Genomic DNA, 22,613 nt, shown 5'->3' with positions numbered 1-22,613 from the left:
AATTGATATTGATAATTATTATCACTTATAATAGAAACAGACAGATTATGCTAAGGTAGGGAGAGTTGCAGAGTGACAGAGTCCTTGGAATTATATGATGTAACGATCATCGGCGGTGGTCCTGCCGGAATGTATACTGCGTTTTATAGTGGCATGAGAGATATGAAAACCAAGCTGATCGAAGCCAAGCATGAGCTGGGCGGACGGATGCGCATATACCCGGAGAAGATGATATGGGATGTTGGGGGAGTCACCCCGATTTTATGTGAAAAGCTGATCGACCAGCTGGAGCAGCAGGCGCGAACGTTCGAGCCTACGATTGTGCTGGGACAGCAGATCACAGGTTTGAATCGGCAAGAGGATGGAACCTTCCTGCTAACCTCTGCAACAGGAGAGCAGCATTGGACCCGCACCGTTATACTGGCAGTAGGCTATGGCATTCTCAAAATGGCCAAGCTGGAGATTGACGGGGCGGATCGTTATGAGGTTACGAACTTGCATTATACCGTGCAAGAGCTGGAGCCATATCGGGATAAGCACGTCCTGATTTCCGGTGGAGGCGACTCGGCGGTGGATTGGGCGAATGAGCTGGAGTCTATTGCGGCGAGTGTGACCGTCGTACATCGTCGGGATCATTTTGGCGGACATGAGAAAAATGTAGCTCGGATGAAAGCGTCTTCGGTCCAAGTCCTCACGCCTTATGCGGTAAGTCAGCTACATAGCCATAACGGAGAAACGATTGAGCAGGTGACGATTAGCCATGTAGAGACGGGCGAAACTCAGGTATTGAATGTCGATGCAATAATCGTGAATCATGGTCTGAAATCCGACTTCGGTCCGATTCGGGATTGGGGACTGGATATGGGTGAGTGGCATGCCCGAGTGAGCGAAAAGCTGGAAACGAATGTACCGGGTATCTTCGCAGCAGGTGATTTTGTCGAGTACGGAAGCAAGCTGTATCTAATTGCAGGCACGTTCACGGACGCTGCCCTTGCGCTGAACAGTGCCAAGCTGTACATTGATCCCACAGCAGACAAAGCGGCTTATGTATCCTCCCACAACAGCCGTTTCAAGGAAAAAAATCGTGAGCTGGGTGTTGTAGAGTAGGTATATAAGCTCCCCTACTTGGATGATGAGGATATGTATGACAGGAACGTGCGTCTATCCTATTGGGACATCATGAAGCAAATGGACAAGCGTTAAAAAATGATACTAGGCCGCCATAGCATTCGGGGGCGGGATTGGAAGGTGACTTATGGAGAAACGAACAGAGCAAGAGGTGGCTGTTTTGGCAGATATTATTCAAAAGGCAGAGCCCTTTGTACAACAGCAGTTGGAGCATGACCACAGTGGTCACGATTGGTGGCATATTGACCGGGTAAGAAAGCTGTCCCTTACCATTGCTGCCCAAGAGGGCGCAGATCCGTTTGTTTGTGAACTGGCAGCACTGCTGCATGATGTAGCAGATGAAAAATTAAATGATTCCAAGCAAGCAGGGCTGGATAAAGTGGAGCAGTGGCTGCGTCTGCATGTAAGTGATCCGGATATGATTACACACGTGATGACCATTATTGCGACGATGTCCTTCAATGGCGGCAAAAATCCGCCTATGGAGACGCTGGAGGGTCAGGTTGTGCAGGATGCAGACCGGTTGGATGCTCTTGGAGCGATTGGCATTGCAAGAACCTTTATGTATGCAGGCTCAAATGGCAGTATCATGCATCACCCGGATCAAGACTTTTCACAGCACGAATATCGTGCTGCAGGTAAAAGTGCTATATACCATTTTTATGAAAAGCTGCTGAAGCTCAAGGATTTAATGAATACTGCTTATGCCAAAGAACTGGCGGAGACTCGGCATCAATGGATGGAGATGTACCTGGAGCAATTTTATAGAGAATGGAATGTGGATGTTAAATAAGTGGGTGCAATAAGATAAGGCTGTTTCCTCTAACCGAGCGTATCGGAGAGGAAGCGGTCTTTCTTTTTTTATAAATGTCATATTGATATTATTGAGAAAGTGTGCTACTTTATTGTTAATAACAAAATGATAATAACAAAATATTATAAACTATAAAGAAAGTGAGGAAGCAACTATGTTTGGATTTAATTTTGTTAAATTTCAGCCGAGTGAGTATGTGATGAAGGTGAAGAACGGTAAAGTGGTTCGAGAGGGGGTCGGGTTATCCTTTTATTATTACGCTCCAACGACCTCGGTTGTCGTCGTACCTGTTTCTTCGATTGATGTGCCGTTCATGTTTGAGGACATGACGAATGATTTTCAGGCGGTGACGGTGCAGGGACAACTGACTTATCGGATTGTGGATTATCGGAGAACGACGCAGATTTTAAACTATACGTATGACTTGAAGGAAAAACGCTATATTTCGGATGATCCGGGCAAGCTGGCGCAACGTGTAATCAACATCGCGAAGGTGCTTACCAAAAAATATTTGGAGCGTGTTCCGCTCAAGGAAGCTGTTCAGTCCAGTGAACGTCTGGCGCAAAATATGACGAAAGATATTGCTCAGCATACTGAAATGGAAAAGCTGGGGATTGAGGTTATGGGGCTGTCGATCTTGGCAATTTTACCGAATAAGGAGACGATGAGAGCGCTGGAGGCGCAGGCGAGAGAAGAAATTCTTCGCAATGCGGATCATGCGTTGTATGAGCGTCGTAATGCCTCCATTGAGCAGGAGCGGCGTGTGAAGGAAAATGAGCTGAACACGGAAATCGCGGTGGAGACGAAAAAGAGGCAAATCCGTGAAACCCAGCTCGATGCCGAGCGTTCTGTGAAGCAAAAGCAAAGCGAAATGAAGGAGGAACAGCTGCGGTTCGACACGGCTCTGGAGGAGAAAAAACGCGAGCTGATTGAGCTGACCGTAACCAATAAAAAGGCAGAAGCCGATGCCAAGGCCTATGAACTGACGGCAGTGATGAAATCGTTGCAGGATGTTGAGCCGAACGTGCTTCAGGCGATGGCCCATATGGATATGAGTCCAGATAAGCTGATTGCAATAGCATTCCAGGAGCTTGCAGAAAATGCAGGAAAAATCGGTCAGTTGAACATTACGCCGGATCTGTTGCAAGGCCTGATGTCAGATGCGGGAACAAGTGGATCAGCAGGATCGAGAGGAGCTGGAGGCAGAACACGATGAACAGCCGAATGACAGAGCGCAAAATTATTTTGGTGAAGCGTAAAACGCGACTGGAGGAGCTGATTGTCCGATATAATACGATCCAGCAGGCTCGTTTCTTTATGGAGCGGCTGGGTGCGGATTTCAGCGATTATGTACTGGAGGATGAGAATTACCGCAGGGCGGTGGCGACGGCGATGTCGGAATTAACAGCCTTGGGCAGAGTTCAGATTGTGGAGCGGGAGCATGTGCCAAACTTTATTTTTGGTGAGCAGGATACGATAGTGGTGCTGGGTCAGGATGGGCTTGTAGCCAACACGTTAAAATATTTGAACGAGCAGCCGCTTATTGGTGTGAATCCGGACCCCCTACGCTGGGATGGGATATTGCTGCCGTTTACCGTATCGGATCTGCGCCGGGTGGTGCCGGATGTGTTCGTGCATAGGCGGCCGATCAAGGAAGTCACGCTGGCTAAGGCCCAACTGAATGATGGCCAGTCGCTGTATGCTGTGAACGATTTGTTCATTGGGCGCAAAACCCATGTCTCTGCGAGATACGAGCTAAGACTGGAGGATCAGGTGGAGCAGCAATCGTCCAGCGGCATTATCGTTTCCACAGGGCTGGGGGCGACAGGCTGGCTGACCAGCGTGCTGGCTGGAGCAGCAGGAATTGTCGGCAGCGCTACGCGGCATCCGATGTCTTTGACTCCAGACCATCTGGTGTCAGATAAAGCCTTTGGTCAGGAAGCAGCAACCGAAGGATCTAGCCAAGATCCTCGTGCAGCTTGGAGTTTGCCATCGCTTTTTTTTACGGTGAGAGAACCGTTTCCCAGCCGGACGACGGCTACGGAGCTTGTGTTTGGTCAGGTAGCCGCCCAACAACCGCTGCGGATTGCTTCGCAGATGCCGGAAAATGGAGTTATTTTCAGTGACGGAGTGGAAAGTGACTTTCTGGAGTTTAATGCTGGCATTGAGGCGACCATAGGTCCGGCAGAGAAAAAAGGCCATCTGGTCGTGTAGAGGTTTGTACAGGACGGCAATGGGTAATTATGAGTAAGGTACAACAATCAGATGAAACAAAAAGGAGGAATCAACATGAGCGACCACACTCAAGACGAAGCGAAAATCCGCAACAAGAAAAACGAGGACGGAGATTCCTTAATGGAAAAAACGAAGCTGGACAACGGCGTGGATATCGAGCCTGAGGCTGACGAATGGATTGCGAAGCCTTCCCCAGTGTCATACGATGATACGAAATCCTCTTCGAAGCAATAGGCTCCTGCGTCTCGATAGAGCAAATATGCAAAGACAGATGATCCTTAAATGAGGGTCATCTGTCTTTTTGGCATGTAAAAGCCTTGGAGCGATTTGGAGGCAGGTTAATTGAATCTGGAATATACCTTCCATACCAGCTCGCGACGGCTGCTTACTATTCGTATTCCTCAGCAGCTTCCTATGGATGTCTCCCAAACCCGATTCCGTCAATCCCTCCGTGGAAAGCAATGTATGCGGATTAACCGAGGTACAGCATGCAGCATCGAAACAAACCAAAGTACGCAAGCTGTCGATTAGGGCAGGAGTTGTATACGAGATTGGCTGGGAGAACTAATAGCCGTAGAGATTCAGGTGGACGGACAGCATGTTTAGAAGTTATATATTCTAATAAAAAGGTTTTTTCATATCATCCAAGCCTTATTCAGCAATGAACTGCGGATAGGTCTTGGATTTCTTTTCCTATTGGATTACACTAGAACGAGTACATATTTTTGGGAAAGACCGGAGGGGATGAGATGAAATGTGGAACCCCTATGAAAATAACAGACAGCATCCGCACGACTTTACGATAAAATATCAATTTTACACGCTGGAAGAAAGAGGGAGGAAAAAACTGCCTATTCAGGGTTACCGCTGCGATTTTGCCTATAAGGGCGACGATATCACGACGACGGGTATTTACGCAATGCATCCTGAGTTTGAAGATGAAGAGGGTCGACTGATCTTGGATTCCCAACGTCCGGTTCACCGGGAAGGACAGGCAAGAATGTGGATTTTGTTTGGAGAAATGAGGGAACAGATACATCGACATCGGATACAGGTAGGGACAAGGGGATATTTTATGGAAGGTCCGCGCCGTGTCGGTGAAGTTGAAGTTACAAGTCTGGTAGGCCTCTTGACCAATCCGGTTGACTAGCTGGCTTCCCATTGGCAAAAGCTTTATCCCTTGGAGAGATACATCTCCACAGCGCATGGATGTAATTCAGCAAAGGTTGAACTGGCCGCTGGAGGGCATGATTTTCGATGTCGAGCAGCATATATTCTGGCTGCGTGTACCCAAGCAAATCCCGCTTTATGGACACAAATATATTCCCGAGCAGCCAACCTGAGGCAGGGAATCCGGTATTTTCGGTGTATCAAACGGATATTATCGTGTATGGGGAAGGATTGCAGGATTACTTCAAGCTTGAGTTCGGGGAGAAGTCTTATGAACAGTCAATTTTGATGCTGTAAAAACAGTTCGCTTTTGGAGCAATTTATGTGATTAATTGTTCATATTTTTTTAAGGAGTATAAAGAGCATGAAAACATACGTATTTATTTTCGACGGCTTTGTGCAATTTGAAATCATGTTGGCAACGTATTTTCTTAAAAGCCGTGGGGAAATTGTCCCTTTCGCGATAAGCAAAGATCCTGTGACTTCATATGAGGGCTTTTCAATTCTTCCGTCTTGCTCTATAGAGCAAGTGGATGTAGAGAGAGTGGATCTGTTGATTATTCCGGGTGGTGATGTAAGCGGAGTCGCTTTAAATAAGCATCTGCACGAACTGCTCCAGCACTTGCATTAGAAGAAAAGAGGGATAGGGGCTATCTGTGCAGGTACGCTGTTATTAGGTCAGGCGGGTGTGCTGAATGGGCACTCATTCACGACTAACTCAAATGAAGAGATGGAGAAGCTTGGTCGGCAGGGAACATTCTTAAACACCAATGTTGTTACAGATAGAAATATTGTTACTGCCAAAGCCAACGCCTATGTGGATTTTGGTATTGAGTTGGGGAAGCTTATGGACATTTACGAAAATGAACAGGATCTCAATGAGACCATCTCATTTTTTAAGTATTTTAAACCGCTAAGTTCAAACGAAGGGGGGAGTAGGACGTGAAGGTAGAACAGGATTTGGAAGAAATCAAACAAAGATTGGCTCAAATCGAGGCGAAGCTGGAACGCGGGTCGACTTCCGGGAGAATCATGAAGTACATGATTATCATCTTCTTGTCTATTTTTTTCTTGTTTTTGGTGATCGGAGTTGTTCAATTTGTTTCAGCCTAATCGGTGTAAGAGGAAGAAAGAAGGGAGCTGCTTATGCCTATAGAAGCGATTATTTTTGATTTGGATAATACGCTGATTCATCGTAAACGAGCGTTTGCGGCATATGCGGAGCGCTTTGTGGAACGATTTATTGTGGCCGAAGGCCCGGAGAAGCGAGAAGCTGTAATCGAACGGATACGTCTGGCAGATCAAGACGGATATCGGGACAAGAGGGAGCTGTATACCGAGCTGCATGCAGACTTGGAATTGAAAAATCGTGATACGACAGTACAAGAGATGCTGGGCTTCTGGTATGGTGAATTTCATAAGTTTACGGTACTGATGGACGGAGCGAAGGAAGTGCTGTCCGAACTGCGGTCACGTGGTTTGAAGCTGGGAATTATCACCAACGGCTCACTCCGTACGCAGCAAGCGAAAATCGACTGCGTTATGCTGAGGGATTATGTGGACTCCATTATCGTATCGGGTGGCGTGCACATTGAGAAGCCCAATCCTCGAATATTCGAGCTGGCTCTGAAGGAACTGGAAATTGCCGACCCTACTCATGCGTGGTATGTAGGGGATCATCCGACAAATGACATTCGAGGTGCGCAAAGAGCAGGCCTACATACGATCTGGCTGGAAGGCTTTATGCCGTGGGAGGAAAAGGGCATCGTACCAGACTATAGAATTGGGAGTCTGGGAGAAATCATCACTTGGCTGGATCGTCAAAGCTATTCAACGAATATGGAGGAGGGAGCATCATGAATATAGAACATCATGAGCATGAAGCACACGATCAGACCAAACCTATCCTGTTATCGTTTCCAGAACAATTTCAGACGGAGCGATTGACGATTCGCGCTCCACAGTGGGGCGATGGAGCGGTAGTGAATGCAGCGATTCGGGAGAGTGCAAATGAACTGCGGCCTTGGCTTCCTTTTGCGAGAAATCTTCCTACGCCGGAGGAATCCGAGATCAGGTCACGTCAAGCCAGACTTAAATTTCTGGAGCGGTCTGACATGATGCTATATATATTTGATACGGCTTCGGGAGAATTTGTAGCCAGCAGCGGCTTGCATCGCATCGATTGGGATACACGCAGTTTTGAGATCGGGTATTGGCTCAGAACCTCATGGACCGGCAAAGGTATTATAACAGAGGCTGTACATGGTATTACCGATTTTGCCATACAGCATTTGAAGGCTAATCGGCTAGAGATTCGTTGTAACTCCAATAATACACGTAGCGCCAAGGTAGCGGAACGGGCAGGCTTTACATTGGAGGGGATTTTAAGGAACACCGAATATGACGAAGAAGGAAAGTTGGCACACCAGATGGTTTTTGCCAAGGTCCGTGGTATTGAATTTTAGCATCAAAATTTAATTATCATTTTGTACAGCAACTAGGCTTAAGATCATCTGATATACAAGCTGCGTTTGTACGATATGGTGGGGGCTTATTATGATTGATTATAAGATGAAAAATCTAGTCAAGCTGGTGTGCATACAATATGACATCAGCATAAGGTTCGGCATTCATGCAAGCGTTATCCCAAGAGGGAGCTTAACGAATTTCCAGCAGCCTAACGGGGGTTTTCCAGTGTTAAGGCAGGTGATTTAACATGAGAAGCGTTCGTAAAAGCGTCGGCAGGAAGGTAAATCGGGCAATACAGGCCAAATCTCGCTGGAAGAAACGCGTTGTGTATCTGGCTGCCGTATTGGCCGCTATTTTATTGGGCTTGGGGAGTCGAGTGTTCTCCTCCAGGTTGCCTGAATTCGTTGCCAGTCACTTTGGGGACGCCTTGTGGGCGTGCATGATTTACTTTGGGCTGAGAATGTTGTGGATAGATCGACAATTGTCCGTAGCCCTGTGGGGCAGCTTGCTGTTTTGCTTCGCCATTGAGTTCAGTCAGATGTACCAGGCTCCCTGGATTAACCACATTCGGGCGACAACATTATGCGGGCTGGTGCTCGGCAAAGGATTCCTGACTGCTGATCTGATCAGGTATACGGTTGGTATTGCGATTTCTTGGGGGCTGGATCAAGGCTGTCAAAAGCTGATGGGGATCCATACACGAATAGACGACGACAATTCATTGAAATCATCCAAATTACTCAAATAACTTGAAAAGCGAGGGTTGCGCTTGAAACAGAAGGGTAAACGACGCAGGTTGTTCGGTAAGATGATTGGATTATGTGCGGGGTTCAGCTTGTTGTTTGCGACCGTACTTGTCCCAGGACAGGCACTGGCCGAAAAACAGCTTGCTGCGCCTATTCGTTTTGACTTTGGCCCGGGGAAGGTAGCTGACGGATACACCCAGGTTACCGCCAAGGATGCTTACACGCCTGAGCGAGGCTATGGGTTTATGGATCTGTCTAAAGTAAGCGAAGAGGATCGTGGCGGTAATGATGCTACTCGCTCGGATTTTGTCCGTGTTCAAGGCTCATCCTTTGTCGTCAATTTACCGCCAGCGGATTACACGCTTTCCCTGATTGCCGGAGATACAGCCGGAAACACAGATATATTACTGTAAAAGCCGAATCCATTGTTAAGATGGAGCCTACGACCAAAGCTGCAGGCCAATTTGTCGAGGCAGGATTTGAACTTGCCCTTATCGACGGTCAGTTGGAATTGTACTTCTCGGGAAATGATCCGAAGGTCAATGCTTTGATTATTACACCCAAGGAGGCTCGAACAGCCGGAGAACATCCTTCGGTATACCTTGCCGGAGATTCTACGGTTCAAACCTATAAATCCTCGATGAAGCCTCAGGCGGGCTGGGGTCAAATGATTGCTCCGTTTTTTACAAATGAAACTACTTTTGTGAATCGTTCGATAGGGGGGCGAAGCACGAAAACCTTCCTTGTGCAAGGACGGCTAGATGATATTTTGAGGAATATCCGTCCCGGGGATTATCTGCTCATACAGTTTGGTCATAATGATGCGGCGATTAACAACCAAGAACGTTATGTTTCACCAGCGGATTACAAGGTTTACTTGAAAACCTACATTCAAGGAGCCACACAACGTGGGGCGACACCTGTGTTAATTACTCCTGTTGGCCGTCGGGATTATGACGCAGCAAGTGCTTCCTTTCGGATTAGCTTCCCGGAATATGTGCAGGCGATGAAGGAAACGGCAGCCGAGACAGGTGTCGCACTAGTTGATCTTAGTCGCTTGAGTATAGCATACTATAATACACTTGGTCTGGAAGGGACACTCCCGTTATTTTTACATGTGGAGCCAGGGGTGTATCCTGCATTCCCTGATGGGGTTAAGGATGATACGCATTTTCAGGAGTACGGCGCGGAGCAAATAGCCCGACTGGTAGCCCAGGAGATCCGTGAGCTGAATATTCCTTTATCCTCTTATGTACAGGAGAAGGATTTGCAATAAAACGCTATCTACCATACCCATGGTATACTTAGAAAATAAGCTGACCCTACCCAAGGATGGCATTGTTTCGGCTTGGGTAGGGCTTTCACGTTTGTGGACTCATCTATCTTGTTTATGGGGAGGAAGCGAAGATGACAGTTACCCAGCTCAGCAGACTCATTGACAGTCAAATGTTCTATAATCAGCAGCGAAGTTTGTTCTATATACGAGAGGGAAATGTTCTTATGGGCTCTTCACCAGAGTTGGCCTACTGGATGACACAAAGGGGACCGGATTTGATTTTCATGCTGCAAAACTTAAAGCGTCAGGATATGTATGCCGCTTTTGTTGCGGATGTAGCGTCCAAAACGCTGCACCAGTTTGTAAGCACCAATCAGTTTCTGCATTTTCACACCAATCATGCGAGGGAGCTTGCGGAGCTGTACGATCGCCTCTTCACCCGGATTCAAAAGCTGTTCCAAAAGCAATCTATCGACGAAGCAATACTGAGCTTGCTGCTTCAGCAGCATTATGGGCATTTGAGAGATTTTTTAATTCGTACCAACGGACGAGCGATGTTTGCCAAGTATGCCAAGAGTGAGTATACCTTTTGGATTCCTTGCGAGGAATATACACCGGAGCTCCAAGCCAAACTGCTAGGATTGGATACGACACGTATGCAAGAGCCTGTTCTCGACATCGGTTGCGGATCGGAAGCACGGCTGGTCCTCTATTTGCGTTCTCACGGAATCAAGGCTTATGGGGCGGACCGGTTGGCTAAAACAGAGGGCTGTGTAACTCAGGGAGATTGGTTGGAAACCAGCTTTGAGCAAAACGCATGGGGAACGATCGTGTCTCATATGGCGTTTTCCAATCATTTTATACATCATCATCTGAAGACTGACGGTAATATTAACGAGTACGCACACAAATATATGGAAATCCTCAGAGCAATTCGGCCCGGAGGAAGTTTTATTTACAGTCCATGTCTTCCATTTATGGAAGAGCTTTTGGATGTCCGATCAGGTTATCTAGTAGAGTATATCCAATCTTCTACCGGTTACAAAGCCACGAAAATAACGCGATTAGGTTCGTAGGGACTAAGGGTATTCAGAGGCGAAAAGCAGAGTATAAGGGAGGTATAAAATGAGTGTAGAAAAGTACAAGCAGGCGCTTTTAGTGCTTTTTGGATTGAATTTAGTGCGTTCATTTGTCAGATTTAATCTTGGAATGGTAGTATAAGGATAGATATTACTCTATTTGGGATTCTATTATCTAAATCATATTTTCCTGAAAGCCGATATATGGAAATGAGGCGAGAACACACTGTTATTGTAGCCGCCCGAAAATAGATGTATACAATTGGGTTAGGAGAGTAGAAGAAGTGTCGGATTTATATACCAAAAAAGAAGTAAAGGAATATGTAACGGATGTAGCTCATGAACGGCCATTAGGTGTAAGTATTGCAGCCATTTTACTGATTTTTAATGGGGCCCTTCTGCTGGTAACGCAGCTATTGACGCTCAATGCATTAAATGAGGCTTCTACGTTGGTAGGAATTTGCAGGGGCATGTTTCAGGGCTTCATTGCTTTGCTTGGCTTGGCCGGGACGACTGCTGGTGTCGGTATGCTGCTTGGTAAGAAGTGGGCTTGGTGGCTGGCTGTATTTTATTTTACATATGAGACTATGCGTTATGCCTGTGCTATTCTGTTCATTCCGGATGTTCCGCCCGTATTGGGCGGTGTACAGCTAAGTTCCGCTTTATATTACATAAAGTACGGTATGCGTATTATCTGGAATTTGTCGTTTACTTTGTTCATGTGTCATAGTAAAGTGCCCGGATTTTTCAAAACGAATGAAGTCAACAAGTGGAGAGCTTGTATTGCATTATTACTTATTAATGGAGTGCTGGCTGCCATTGGCTGGCGGCTGCTTAATTAGGTTTTTATGTGAGGAAGGAGATGGATCATGACAAAGGAAATATTTCCGTTGCTGCAAACCCAAAGGCTTCGTTTAAGACAGCTTACATTAGAGGACGCGCAGGATGTATTCGCTTATTTCTCCAGAGATGAAGTCACAGCATATTATGATTTGGAAAGCTTTACGGAGGTAAAACAAGCAGAACATTTTATTCGTTCCATGCAATCCAGATATGAAAAGCAGGAGGGCTTTCGTTGGGGGATCACGTTAAGAGAAGCTCCTGAGCGTGTAGTTGGTACGATTGGATTTCATAACTGGCATAAGGAGCACTCTCGTATTGAAATCGGCTATGAGCTGGCAACGGAATATTGGCGGCAAGGCCTGATGACAGAAGCGATGAAGGTGGTAGTTGATTATGGCTTTCATTTGCTGCAGGTTCACCGTATAGAAGCCTTCATTGATCCAGATAACGAAGGCTCCAGACGGCTGCTGCTCAAAAGTGGTTTTACCCAAGAGGGCCACTTGAGAGACTATTTTTATGAAAAAGGGCAATTCGTCGATGCTGTTATTTTTGGCTACCTTCGGAAGGAGCATTCCGTGGATCAATAATTTTTACAAATATCCTTTGTCTCCGTAAGGCTGGAGTCGATCAAGCCAAGTCTGCTCCAGCTTGGCCAGTGCATCTTTGACATCGAAGAACTCTGAGTCCTTTTTCTTCAAAATGTCCAGCACTTCAAATTCAAACGCATCTTCGCCATACTCATTCCATTCCTGTTGCAGCTTTTTATTTTTAGCTGCGCCCATTTGCAATTCAAAACGACGACCATTTAACGACTTCAAATTCGGTGTAGCAGCGACAAACATTTTTCCGTTGTGTGTATTGCGAATGCAATAGATTCCAGCCTCCGTTTTGATTTCCATGTACTGCTGTACGAGTTCTTTTCTTCGGTTCATGTTGAATCCTCCTATTTATAAACGTTACCCATCAATAATCTTTCAACCAATATTCACTGCCATCCGGCTTGCGATCCAATAGACGGTATTCAATCATATATCTTCGCACCGTGACAAAATCGTCATACACTTCCTGTAAAATCGCATTGACATCCTTCTCATCATACGTTTGCCCCTTTGCAAAACGTCCCGCAATTTCACGCAGCACAATCAGCTTGTGCTTTTCCTGCATTTTGAAGGTTTTCAGGCGCCCGTCTGTACCGTCCGGAAAATACTTCGTGAGTATCTTTTGCTTTTCGGCTTCCGTAATGTTGTAGCGTTCGTCCACCATCCGTGCCCGTACCGGCACTTCGACGATGGCGGGAGCGTGACGGTCCTTCTCCTTCAGCAGCTCCATTAATGTGAGAAATACCTTGGCCTGCCGTTCCTTTTCCTTGAGACCAAAGCGATGATTGCGTATGGTGGATGCGCTGCCGATTCCGGTTTCCTTTTGGATATCTGCATCGCCCATGCCTTGATAAAATAACTGAAGCAGCCGATTCTGATGATCCGTCAGCCCGGTCAGCTTTTTGTCCAGGCCGATCAAATATTCAAATACCGAACCATATGACCGCTCAATATGAAGACGCATGTACCTCTCCGCGTCATAAAATACCCCTTGATCCTGATATATGATGCCTTGCTCGTATCGCTGTCCGTCCAGCAAGCAAACCACCTGCTCTTCCTGACGGACATATCCGCGCTTCAGTTCCTCGATTCCAGCATTCCAGAATAGCTCGGAATGATCCATTTTAACAAACACCTCGATTAAATGATGATTATTTTATAGACAATATAACATTTTGTTTATTTTAAATCAATGGGTGGAGTGAATGGAGTAACGATTTCAGTAATTTAAATTTATATAATGCTTAAAAAGAAAATTATTGTTTTAGACATATTTTATGGAATTTCAAAAAAATTTCTCTACTTTTCTTATTTCGACAATTTTCGCTATGTACAAATTTAATACGACATTGTTATCATATGTAAACACAAATACAATATATCCTTTTGTAGACGGGAAAATGTAAGCTGAACTTGGGATACATATTAAATTTGATGTTCTTTTAACTTCGTATTATCACTAATACAAGGGGATGATTTTAAAAATGAAATTTCTTTTGAACGAAGTAAGAAAACAGGAGGGAAGAAAAATAGTTAAGCCATTCGTTTTAACAATGCTTAGCTTATTTGTTTTGTTATCTCCATGGAGTATAGCTTGGTTAACTCAAGGTATAGCGTCAGCAGCATTTTCAGGTGGAATCCCCAAAAAATTTTATCCACCGCCAAACATGGGTGGATCAATCGGGATACCAGAGGATAGCCAAACACCAAGAACAGAACCATCATCTACACATGAAACAGTAACCATGTCAGATGGCTCGGTTGTACATGTGCAGGTGGATAATTCTAATGTTAATTTTATTCGCAACAATGTAGTCATCTATACCAAAAATCTTGGATTTGCATTATCAGTTAAATTTTACTATGCATCAGTATCTTCTGATACTATAACGGTTGGTTACTTTTATAAAGATGAGAGGGATGGAGCTAAACGTTCGGGAACTTTTACATATTCGGGAATTGTTTTGACCACTCCAGCCAGCCCGCACATTAGTCCTAATATTACAGGGATGACAAATCAAAATATTCTTATCCAATTGGATGGTGTGCCTAACCATTATAAAAAAGAGTATAAAATCGGTGCGAACGGTACGTGGACTCCGTATAATAGCCCATTTCAAGTGTCCCAAAACACTACCATTTTTGCTCGTTGTACAGATAATTACGGGAATATAAGCGCTGTAAATTCATTGGTGATCAACAATATTGATAAAACACCGCCTGCGCCGCCGGCATTCAATCATAGCCCTGCGAATGAAATAGCCAATAATATCAAAGTGACAATTAACTATCCCTCTGACGCGACGTCAAGAGAATACCGTGTCAACCAAAGCGAGTGGAGGGCGTACAATTCACCTATTGATGTCAATGAGTATGGGACAAGGATACAGGCACGGGCAACAGATAGTGCTGGAAATGTTTCGCAAGTCACAGAATCGGTGCTGAATTTGATCAATAGAACACCAGTCGCGCTTAAAGGCATTCCAGCTACAACGATTGAAATGGATGAGGGAGCATCAGTTAAAGATTTATCGGAATACTTTACAGATCCTGACCAGCATCAGCTTAGGTATTCTGCTGCGAATACAAATCCATCAGTTGTCACACATCAGTTGATTAAGGACTCAAAGGGAAATACCTCAATACTGAATTTGCAACCCCAAAGCTCGGGAGAATCGACGATAACGATAACAGCTACAGATCCGTTAGGTAAGTCTGTATCGCAGAATTTTGTTGTAAAAATTTTGGATACCAAATATATAGAACTATTAGCCAAAGCTACAGCAGCGGTAGCACAAGCCGAGACAAGCCAATTACAAAATGATGTGAATGCAGCTGTAGAGCTAATAAATAAGCTGCGCGATCCAGACAAGGGCAAGCTTGTTGAAAGGGTAGTAGCCATACAGAAAATCATTGATGCAAAAGCTGCCTATACTGAACAATTAACGACAGCTACGCAGGCAGTTGAAAAAGCAGAATCTTCAAAATTACAAACGGAGATTAATATAGCCCGTACTTTACTAGTGCGTCTCAATGATACAGACAAACAACAGCTTAATAACCGATTGGATCGTATACCGGCTATTGATGATTTGCCCAAGGATATAACAAGTCCTTCCAAACCTAAGAAGTTAGTAGGTTCCAAACCTACGCCTAACAGCATTATTCTAGCCTGGGAAGCATCTACCGATGATGTTGGAGTCGTTAGCTATGATGTTTATCGTAATGGTCAAATGATAGGCAATACCAAGGAATTAACCTTTCAAGTAGACCAATTAGAACCTCAGAAAATATATAAGTTTGCAGTGAAAGCCAAGGATGCGGCTGGTAACTATTCGGAATTTAGCAATAGTGTTAAAAGCGGCTTATCCAGAAAATATAAATATATTTATGACGCTAATGGAAGGCTTGAGCATATTGAACAGGATGGTCAGGTTGTTTTCCAATATCAATATGACTCCAATGGTAACCTGATACAGATTATAAAAGTAAGCAGCTCCAAATAAATGATATGTAACTCAATTTAAAGTCGGGAATGGAGAGAAGAACTTGCGATTTAGAACAACAAGACGTCATATAGCAATGATCATGATTATCACATTTATTTTCGGTACAATCAGCGGCTTTGTTCCTCCAAATGTATTCGGTGCTGGGAATGACAATTCGCAATATTCGGTGGATCAAGTGGCTGCCCGATTTGGAGTCACATCATCTTTTCTTTCGGAACAATTAAGAAAAGGTTATTCATTAAATCAAATTTATACGGCGTTATATATGGCTGAACAGGATCATATAAGCTACGAGCAGGCTGTAGCTTCGTTATTTCCTTCAGAAGAGAACCAATCACAGACTGTAACAAGTGACGTATATAACAAGCTATCGGATGCCCCATTAGATAACCTGATCTCCCATAGCGTTACAGGTGATGTTTATCCAACAGATGATCCTGATCCTACGAACAAAGTCACCGAAGATGTATATAAGACGGATTTCCTGAAACAAAGTCTCATGACGAATGTACCGCAGCTTCCACCTATTCGAGAGGAAGCGCCCGTTTACAATAAATCTTCTTTTAATGAAGCTCCTTATTCTGTTGGCGATGATAAAGAATCTATATCCACTTTATCAGGCAGCTTATCGCTGCAAAATACAGATTTAATTCTGCCTGGACGAAATGGACTTGGCTTTTCCTTGACGCGTCAATATGATACGAATCGGGCTCAATTTTTTGACAAAGGCGCTGAAATTGTTGACAACAGTGCTGCTGTGCAAAATTATTATGTGTACTTTAAGGCAATGATGAAACCTGTTACCAAGTCGTATAAGGTAGCCTATCAGCAAAAAAGATGGGTACAAGAGGACACGGACGGTGATGGGAATGTTGATGTTAACACTTATAATCTTCAGCCGGAAACCAAAGTTATAGGCACATACACGACTTACGAAGCTGCTAGTCAAGCGGCGGGACAAAAAATAACCTACACCACACCTTCGGAATCCAGGACAGAAACAGATTATAGAAGAAGTACATCTAGAAATGATTTTGTCAGTTCCATAAAGTATGATCAACATGGATTTAAAGGAACTCTATCCCGAAGTGGTTCACCTTATGTTATTTCTGGAAGCGAATCTCAGCCTGTTTCTATGGGTGCAGTTGATTCGTGCAGTTTTTTTAGTATGGGATCTTACAACTCACAAGGTTACTACTCGGGTAGTAGCATTACAACTTGTGGTAATTCAATGCATTATTCTTCAGCGAATGGATTTAGTGGAACACTTTATGCCTACAATACTTACTATTCTTCGACTTGCCCGAATTATGATAGTTCTAGAGCGAATTCTATTTGCTATGTATCAGGAACTAAATATTACAAAGGATCTGTTTCAAAACCAGGGTATGATACCCGAGAATGGAGACAAGATTATAGCGGGACCGTGACTAAACCCGGTTATACAAGCGATATTGGTTATAGCGAGTGGACTAGTAACGGAAAAGGCGGAAGGACAAGAACGGCCTTTACCATGGAGGGCTCACCGCAAATTGAAACGATTGTTTCAGAGGGGCTCGAAACGGCTGTTCGTCGGCAGACAGCACTGTTCACAACCATTGCTGAGGCTGAGCACTACAGGGATATAATAAACAGCAGTCCTCAGGCTGAAATTCCGGGTGACGATGGGAATAGATACTATATTGCAGCAGATGCAGATGCTACCGTTTTTGCTGAGATTGTAGCCTATCAACCTTCATTTATTTTTCAAAACCGTACCTATCCTGCGCTAGAAGATCAATTGAACCCTCTTGGCAAGGGATGGTCCTGGAATTTGCCTTATGTAGAAACCAAAGAGGGCAAGCAGTACATGCACTTGGGGGATGGTGGAAGCTATGAAATTGAGGGTGACCAGCTTAAAGGTTACGACTGGAAAGGACTGACCTTCACTCCTGACACTTCAGTAACAGTTAATGGAGAAAATTCAGCCTATGTATTAACTTCTGTGGATGGAATGAAAAAACAATATTTCTCCAAAGACGGTCAGTTGCTGCAAATTGAAGATGCATATCATAACACGATAAAGTTCAATTATGAACTCAATGCTACTTATAAACGTAAATTGCTTAGTAAGGTAGAAGATGTAATCGGCAACTCGATTGATATTCAATATACGGCTACAGACGTTACTTTGTCTAAAGGAAACCGCACAGTTGTCTATCATAAACATACAGAACAAGGTGTTGAATTACTGGATTCCGTGACAGATGCCGAAGGCAGAAAAACCACATATTCCTATACATTGGCACCTGCCAAGTTTAATTTGAGTGCGTCTCATCCTGAAAGACAAATCTCTAATCCGTACGCTTTGTTAACCAAAGTATTTCATCCTACCGGAGCCTCGACTTTATATACTTATGAGGACCAGCCGGTAAAACGCTATATTGGCTCCAATTCGGTAAACGAGGCATATAGAGCGGTCTCACGTGTAGATCAAATCACATATGAAAACAATCAAACCGAAAACTATAATCGGGAAACGATTCATTATAATTCCGATATGGGTGAGAGCTATGTAAAAGATACTTCGTTCTCTACCGTAACAGACAATGGATTGGTTCGTTCAACATTCAATTATAATAAAAAGTTTATTAGTGCAGACACGCCACCACAGTATTACCTGGACCAATCTGTGGTTAAAGCAGGAGATTCTGAAAAGAGCACAGCTTATCAATACGGCAAGCAGGTGACAGGCAAAGCCTATACCGTACCTGTTCCAACCCGTACTTCGTCCAGCAATAATCAAAATAGAGACGTTTTGACAACGACTGCTGAATATGATGATTACGGTAATATGACAAGCTCAGTGGATGAAAAAGGTTCACAAACTGCGTATACGTATGACGACAAGCACAGGATTAAAACCGTTACGGAACCGATTGATTCCCAAAGCACTGGAGTAACAGAGTACACACGTAACCCACAAGGGAAAGTAACGCAGGTCATCGTCTCCAAGGATCATTCCGGAGGAGAATTACTACAAAAAGTAAATTATTCGGGTATAGATGCTTACGGAAATATAACGGTTCAGACGATTGCGAATGGTAACAAGTCCGTGACTACAACAAAGGAATACAGCAGTAGTTACGATCATGCTTTTCCAACGAAGCAAAGTGTAGAGGTTACAAATATTGATGGAGAAAAATCTACAGTAACCATTCAGTCAGATTATGATAAGTCAACTGGTTTAATCACTTCCTCGCTGGATGGGAAGGGTCAGAAAACCGGGTATCAATACGATGCTCTTGATCGCGTAAAGGCTGTAACCTATCCGGATGGTAAAAGTATCCGTGTAGCCTACGATGATCTTGAGAACACCGTAACGGTTACGAATGAGCTGGGGATACGAACCAAAACACGTTACAATGCTTTGGGCTGGAATATTGAGTCAGGATTGTTCGAAGGTAACGATTACGTGATCAAGTCCAAGTCAGCTTATGACGCTAACGGAAGATTAGTGTCCAGTGAAGATGCACTTGGGCATCTGACACGCTATGGCTATGACGCTTGGAGCCGTACAACCTCGACAGCCTATGCGGACGGTTCAGAAGCAGCAGTTAAGTATGATGATGCTCTTCGTCAAGTAATTCAACGAGACGGTGAGCTTAATGAACAAATTCAAATCTACGATAAATGGAACCGTTTGGTACAAAATAAAGAGAAATCAGCAATAGACGTTAATGAGAAAATAACTTCCAAGATAGAGTATGATGCTGTAAACGATCAGATTTTGAAACAGACCGATGCGAATGGAAATGAGACTCAGTTTTCGTATAATGCTTTGGGTGATCAAACAGCGGTGACGGAGCCTAATGGCGAAACGACGAAGTACACTTACGATATGCTGGGTAATCTCACTCGGATCACATATCCGGATGGTCAAGCTAAAGTCAAGTCGTATGATGAACTGGGTAGAGTGATTCAAACCAAAGACGCGAAGGACCAGATCGAAAAGCGCTACTTTGATGCCAATGGCAACTTATCCAAAAAAATAGATCGCAACGGGAATGTCACTTCTTTTGAATACGATAGCCGTAATCGGTTGAAGTCGCGTATAGGTAAAGATGAGACTGTCAGCTATGTATACGATGCTGCAGGCAAACGCCTAAGCATGACAGATCAAACGGGTACAACATCCTATGCGTATGATCCGTATACGGAGCAACTGAACACCTTGTCTTACCCGGATGGTCTAAAGCTCTCCAATCAGTATGATTCGAATGGCAATCGAACTGAAATGACAGGACCATTTGGTGAGCAAGTAAACTATACGTATGATCAATTGAACAGACTAAAGACCGTAGGCAATACAAAAGATAAGCTTGTTTCGGAATATACCTATACCAAAAATGGATTGCTGGACTCAACCGTATCTGCAAATGGTTATCGTCAGCAAAACCAATATAACGGGATTGAATTAGTTGAATTAAAGCACACACGATCCGATGCGGAAACCAATAACTTTCAATATAGCTACGATCCTGGTAAAAATATCACCAAACGTACTCAAAATGGTGTAGAGGATGCCTTTACGTACGATAAGCTGAATCGGATTGTTACTTCTAGCGAAAATCAGGACGCATATTCGTATGATGCCAGAGGGAATCGTCTTACAATGGAAACGGAGAGAGCTCCGCATACGAAGCCGAGGGAGAACAGCTTTGACGATCAGAACCGATTGACGCAAGTCAAGATCGACGGAAAGCTCGTAGAGTACCGATACAACGGGGATGGATTGCTGACAGACCGTATACAGGATGGCATTCATACCCGATACTACTATGATGGAAACAGTGCGCAAATCATAGCAGAAGCTACGATTGAAAATGGAAAACCTGTTTTAAAAGCCAATTATATTCGCGGTCTGAAATTAGAGGCTATAGCCTATGCGGATCAAACCAAAGCCTATCCAGTCTATAATGGTCACGGGGATATTATCGAGATCAGGGATTCCTCCGGAGCTTTGCTGAATCAATATCAATATGATATTTGGGGCAATGAAGAGGTCAAGGAAGAAAAAGTCCACAATCCATTCCGATATTCAGGCGAATTATGGGATGATACAACAGAACTGCAATACCTGCGCGCCAGATGGTATGATCCTGATAGTGGAAGGTTTATTAATGAGGATACTTATGAAGGGAAGATAAGTGATCCGCAAAGCTTGAACTGGTACGTATATGTAAATAATAATCCCTTGATTTATGTAGATCCAACTGGAAATTGGTGCCAATCGATTGATGGGAAATCATCTCACAGTGGTGGGTGTAACGATCTAAGTAAAATTGATAGATATGTTCCTGATTCATTATATAAAGCTAATCAGCATAAGCCATACAGTTCTATTGTTCAGATATATGAGAAACAAAAATTGATGGCAATAGATAAAGCTCGAAATATATCTGTTTTTCGAATATCTAAAAATGAAGTTGCTTTACCAGCTAATAATGCTGGTTCAACAGCTAATTCTCTAATTCAGGTTCTAGGAATTAGTGCAGCAATTGGAATAGAGGCTAGTAAAACAAAGGTAGATACAAATAATACTATTAAACCTAGAACAATTTATAGAAGTGGGAGTGGTACGAATGTAAATCTGACACCAAGAACTGTGGATACATCTGGACTTTCTTATTTTCTTAAAGTGGTGGGGGATAAAGGCACACTTACAACTGTAGAAGCAGTCAATGCAACTGGTGTACTTAAAGCAGTTATAGATAACGCTGCTACGGGGCATGTCTCGGTTAGCGCCGTTGATCCTTACGAGCATAAAATGTGGATAGCTTCCAGAGAAAAAGCTAACCAGTCGCCTTATTATTTAACTGAGATATTAAAAAGTATATCAATAAAATACTGATTATTTGAAAGGGGCTATGAGGTGAAGCCACGAGATTATATTCCTAGACACAAATCTGATTTTAATAATATAAATCAGTTAAAACTTTTAGAAAAAGAACAAATTAGACCCATAATATCTGAACTATTCGTTTGGTTAAAAGATAGTAACTGGCCGATTTCATCAGAAATTAGGAATATATTATTTCAATTTGATGTAGAGTTGGTTCCAAACTTGAAAAAAATATTAAAATCTGATGATAGCACTTGGAAGTACTTTGTTCTTGAAGATTTTTGTAGATATCTTCCTAATAGTGTAATTGGAGAGATAGCATTAGAGTTAGAAGAGCTTATTATGCATCCCAGTTTGGATGATAAACTTGAAGAAGTCGACCGGATTGCTGGAGAGATTTTAGAGAAATTAAAATAATTGTAGTGAAATTATTTTGCTAACCTTGAGGGACACTATGCCTAGTTGAGTCCATATCAAATGTGCAAAAAAGGTTTTCAAAAAATGAACAGAGAGCCATGTTCAAAACCCTCAGTTAGAATAGAGTTATTGAAACAACATTCTAAAGGACAAGGTGTGTAATGACATGGCTCTATATCAAATTCCCCTAGATGCAGAGCATGTGCATCAACTTTTCTAGGAAGTTTCTCAAGATACGTTGGATCACGAAAATGCTGGGGGCAGTTTTGAATCAAGAGTCGCAAGCCAAGCCCAGATGACCGAGCATGTGGTGGCAGAGTGCCATGAGAGGATGGAAGAAAGGAAAAAAAAGTCCACAATCCGTTCCGTTACTCTGGCGAACTGTGGGATGATACCTCTTTAGCCCCCTAGTGAACTTGGACACTAAGAGTGTATATGGATTAC

Annotated in this window: 20 protein-coding genes and 2 pseudogenes; 20 read left to right on the top strand and 2 right to left on the bottom strand. The window is 43.7% G+C overall.

Features of this window, described 5'->3' with window-relative positions:
• Positions 1 to 72 precede the first annotated feature (72 nt).
• The 17 genes and pseudogenes from L693_RS0127305 (at position 73) to L693_RS0127220 (ending at position 12,347) form a co-directional block, all read left to right on the top strand.
• A complete protein-coding gene (locus tag L693_RS0127305; RefSeq protein WP_025721647.1) occupies positions 73 to 1,107 on the top strand; it encodes an NAD(P)/FAD-dependent oxidoreductase in 1,035 nt (344 codons plus the stop codon).
• A gap of 148 nt (positions 1,108 to 1,255) precedes the next feature.
• Entirely contained in the window at positions 1,256 to 1,921 is a 666-nt protein-coding gene (locus tag L693_RS0127300; protein WP_025721646.1) for an HD domain-containing protein, read from the top strand.
• Between the two features lie 175 nt (positions 1,922 to 2,096).
• Positions 2,097 to 3,158 carry an SPFH domain-containing protein gene (locus L693_RS0127295; RefSeq protein ID WP_025721645.1) on the top strand — a complete coding sequence of 354 codons (1,062 nt, stop codon included), beginning with the start codon at positions 2,097 to 2,099 and terminating at the stop codon, positions 3,156 to 3,158.
• Positions 3,155 to 4,156, top strand: a complete 1,002-nt coding sequence (locus L693_RS0127290; protein WP_025721643.1) for a sugar kinase — start codon at positions 3,155 to 3,157, stop codon at positions 4,154 to 4,156. The genes L693_RS0127295 and L693_RS0127290 overlap by 4 nt, the downstream gene beginning before the upstream one ends.
• Positions 4,157 to 4,231: 75 nt before the next feature.
• A complete protein-coding gene (locus tag L693_RS0127285; RefSeq protein ID WP_025721641.1) occupies positions 4,232 to 4,411 on the top strand; it encodes a hypothetical protein in 180 nt (59 codons plus the stop codon).
• 184 nt (positions 4,412 to 4,595) lie between these two features.
• The gene (locus tag L693_RS30335; RefSeq protein ID WP_155983956.1) at positions 4,596 to 4,745 is read left to right on the top strand and encodes a hypothetical protein; all 150 of its coding nucleotides are present in this window, start codon (positions 4,596 to 4,598) and stop codon (positions 4,743 to 4,745) included.
• Between the two features lie 186 nt (positions 4,746 to 4,931).
• Complete coding sequence (locus L693_RS0127275; RefSeq protein ID WP_025721638.1) at positions 4,932 to 5,327, top strand: hypothetical protein; 396 nt, start codon at positions 4,932 to 4,934, stop codon at positions 5,325 to 5,327.
• Between the two features lie 107 nt (positions 5,328 to 5,434).
• Positions 5,435 to 5,644: a hypothetical protein gene (locus tag L693_RS31835; protein WP_025721637.1), complete on the top strand. Its 210-nt coding sequence runs from the start codon at positions 5,435 to 5,437 to the stop codon at positions 5,642 to 5,644.
• Positions 5,645 to 5,711: 67 nt separating this feature from the next.
• Positions 5,712 to 6,293 (top strand): annotated as a pseudogene (locus L693_RS31830) (DJ-1/PfpI family protein).
• Positions 6,290 to 6,460 (top strand): hypothetical protein, encoded by a 171-nt coding sequence (locus L693_RS30870; RefSeq protein ID WP_167518723.1) that lies wholly within the window; start codon positions 6,290 to 6,292, stop codon positions 6,458 to 6,460. Before L693_RS31830 ends, L693_RS30870 begins: the two are co-directional and overlap by 4 nt.
• A 33-nt stretch (positions 6,461 to 6,493) precedes the next feature.
• Positions 6,494 to 7,207: an HAD family hydrolase gene (locus L693_RS0127255; protein ID WP_025721636.1), complete on the top strand. Its 714-nt coding sequence runs from the start codon at positions 6,494 to 6,496 to the stop codon at positions 7,205 to 7,207.
• Complete coding sequence (locus tag L693_RS0127250) at positions 7,204 to 7,812, top strand: GNAT family N-acetyltransferase (RefSeq protein WP_025721634.1); 609 nt, start codon at positions 7,204 to 7,206, stop codon at positions 7,810 to 7,812. Before L693_RS0127255 ends, L693_RS0127250 begins: the two co-directional genes overlap by 4 nt.
• Positions 7,813 to 8,063: 251 nt before the next feature.
• Entirely contained in the window at positions 8,064 to 8,564 is a 501-nt protein-coding gene (locus L693_RS0127240; protein ID WP_025721632.1) for a ribosomal maturation YjgA family protein, read from the top strand.
• Between the two features lie 60 nt (positions 8,565 to 8,624).
• Positions 8,625 to 9,838: pseudogene (locus tag L693_RS0127235) on the top strand (rhamnogalacturonan acetylesterase).
• Between the two features lie 131 nt (positions 9,839 to 9,969).
• Positions 9,970 to 10,914 (top strand): class I SAM-dependent methyltransferase, encoded by a 945-nt coding sequence (locus L693_RS0127230; protein WP_025721630.1) that lies wholly within the window; start codon positions 9,970 to 9,972, stop codon positions 10,912 to 10,914.
• Positions 10,915 to 11,201: 287 nt separating this feature from the next.
• On the top strand, positions 11,202 to 11,759 hold the full coding sequence (locus L693_RS0127225) for a hypothetical protein (protein WP_025721629.1): 558 nt from the start codon (positions 11,202 to 11,204) through the stop codon (positions 11,757 to 11,759).
• Positions 11,760 to 11,786: 27 nt separating this feature from the next.
• Complete coding sequence (locus L693_RS0127220) at positions 11,787 to 12,347, top strand: GNAT family N-acetyltransferase (protein WP_025721628.1); 561 nt, start codon at positions 11,787 to 11,789, stop codon at positions 12,345 to 12,347.
• A 3-nt stretch (positions 12,348 to 12,350) separates the two neighbouring features.
• Here the strand turns inward: L693_RS0127220 and L693_RS0127215 are convergent, their stop codons facing one another.
• Positions 12,351 to 12,692, bottom strand: coding sequence for a GIY-YIG nuclease family protein (locus L693_RS0127215; protein ID WP_025721626.1), 342 nt, complete (start codon positions 12,690 to 12,692; stop codon positions 12,351 to 12,353).
• A 31-nt stretch (positions 12,693 to 12,723) separates the two neighbouring features.
• The gene (locus tag L693_RS0127210; protein WP_025721624.1) at positions 12,724 to 13,482 is read right to left on the bottom strand and encodes a DUF2087 domain-containing protein; all 759 of its coding nucleotides are present in this window, start codon (positions 13,480 to 13,482) and stop codon (positions 12,724 to 12,726) included.
• 361 nt (positions 13,483 to 13,843) lie between these two features.
• On the opposite strand from L693_RS0127210, the gene L693_RS0127205 reads away from it, so the two are divergent.
• From L693_RS0127205 to L693_RS0127195, 3 genes are all read left to right on the top strand, one after another.
• Positions 13,844 to 15,865, top strand: coding sequence for a fibronectin type III domain-containing protein (locus L693_RS0127205; protein ID WP_025721622.1), 2,022 nt, complete (start codon positions 13,844 to 13,846; stop codon positions 15,863 to 15,865).
• 82 nt (positions 15,866 to 15,947) lie between these two features.
• Positions 15,948 to 21,761, top strand: a complete 5,814-nt coding sequence (locus L693_RS0127200; protein ID WP_049825310.1) for an RHS repeat-associated core domain-containing protein — start codon at positions 15,948 to 15,950, stop codon at positions 21,759 to 21,761.
• A gap of 21 nt (positions 21,762 to 21,782) precedes the next feature.
• Entirely contained in the window at positions 21,783 to 22,169 is a 387-nt protein-coding gene (locus tag L693_RS0127195; RefSeq protein ID WP_025721619.1) for a DUF5071 domain-containing protein, read from the top strand.
• The last annotated feature ends 444 nt before the right edge of the window (positions 22,170 to 22,613 follow it).

The sequence above is a fragment of the Paenibacillus sp. 1-18 genome (genome assembly GCF_000520755.1).
Classification (GTDB): domain Bacteria; phylum Bacillota; class Bacilli; order Paenibacillales; family Paenibacillaceae; genus Paenibacillus; species Paenibacillus brasilensis.
Note: the sequence above shows the minus strand (reverse complement) of the source record. Positions and strands in the feature narration are given on the sequence as shown.

What these genes read in the sequence shown, in the direction of transcription:
- L693_RS0127300 (WP_025721646.1), top strand. Translation starts at nt 1,256, where the DNA reads ATGGAGAAACGAACAGAGCAAGAGGTGGCTGTTTTGGCAGATATTATT.
- L693_RS0127295 (WP_025721645.1), top strand. Translation starts at nt 2,097, where the DNA reads ATGTTTGGATTTAATTTTGTTAAATTTCAGCCGAGTGAGTATGTGATG.
- L693_RS0127290 (WP_025721643.1), top strand. Translation starts at nt 3,155, where the DNA reads ATGAACAGCCGAATGACAGAGCGCAAAATTATTTTGGTGAAGCGTAAA.
- L693_RS0127285 (WP_025721641.1), top strand. Translation starts at nt 4,232, where the DNA reads ATGAGCGACCACACTCAAGACGAAGCGAAAATCCGCAACAAGAAAAAC.
- L693_RS30335 (WP_155983956.1), top strand. Translation starts at nt 4,596, where the DNA reads ATGTCTCCCAAACCCGATTCCGTCAATCCCTCCGTGGAAAGCAATGTA.
- L693_RS0127275 (WP_025721638.1), top strand. Translation starts at nt 4,932, where the DNA reads ATGTGGAACCCCTATGAAAATAACAGACAGCATCCGCACGACTTTACG.
- L693_RS31835 (WP_025721637.1), top strand. Translation starts at nt 5,435, where the DNA reads ATGTCGAGCAGCATATATTCTGGCTGCGTGTACCCAAGCAAATCCCGC.
- L693_RS0127255 (WP_025721636.1), top strand. Translation starts at nt 6,494, where the DNA reads ATGCCTATAGAAGCGATTATTTTTGATTTGGATAATACGCTGATTCAT.
- L693_RS0127250 (WP_025721634.1), top strand. Translation starts at nt 7,204, where the DNA reads ATGAATATAGAACATCATGAGCATGAAGCACACGATCAGACCAAACCT.
- L693_RS0127240 (WP_025721632.1), top strand. Translation starts at nt 8,064, where the DNA reads ATGAGAAGCGTTCGTAAAAGCGTCGGCAGGAAGGTAAATCGGGCAATA.
- L693_RS0127230 (WP_025721630.1), top strand. Translation starts at nt 9,970, where the DNA reads ATGACAGTTACCCAGCTCAGCAGACTCATTGACAGTCAAATGTTCTAT.
- L693_RS0127220 (WP_025721628.1), top strand. Translation starts at nt 11,787, where the DNA reads ATGACAAAGGAAATATTTCCGTTGCTGCAAACCCAAAGGCTTCGTTTA.
- L693_RS0127215 (WP_025721626.1), bottom strand. Translation starts at nt 12,692, where the DNA reads ATGAACCGAAGAAAAGAACTCGTACAGCAGTACATGGAAATCAAAACG.
- L693_RS0127210 (WP_025721624.1), bottom strand. Translation starts at nt 13,482, where the DNA reads ATGGATCATTCCGAGCTATTCTGGAATGCTGGAATCGAGGAACTGAAG.
- L693_RS0127205 (WP_025721622.1), top strand. Translation starts at nt 13,844, where the DNA reads ATGAAATTTCTTTTGAACGAAGTAAGAAAACAGGAGGGAAGAAAAATA.
- L693_RS0127200 (WP_049825310.1), top strand. Translation starts at nt 15,948, where the DNA reads ATGATTATCACATTTATTTTCGGTACAATCAGCGGCTTTGTTCCTCCA.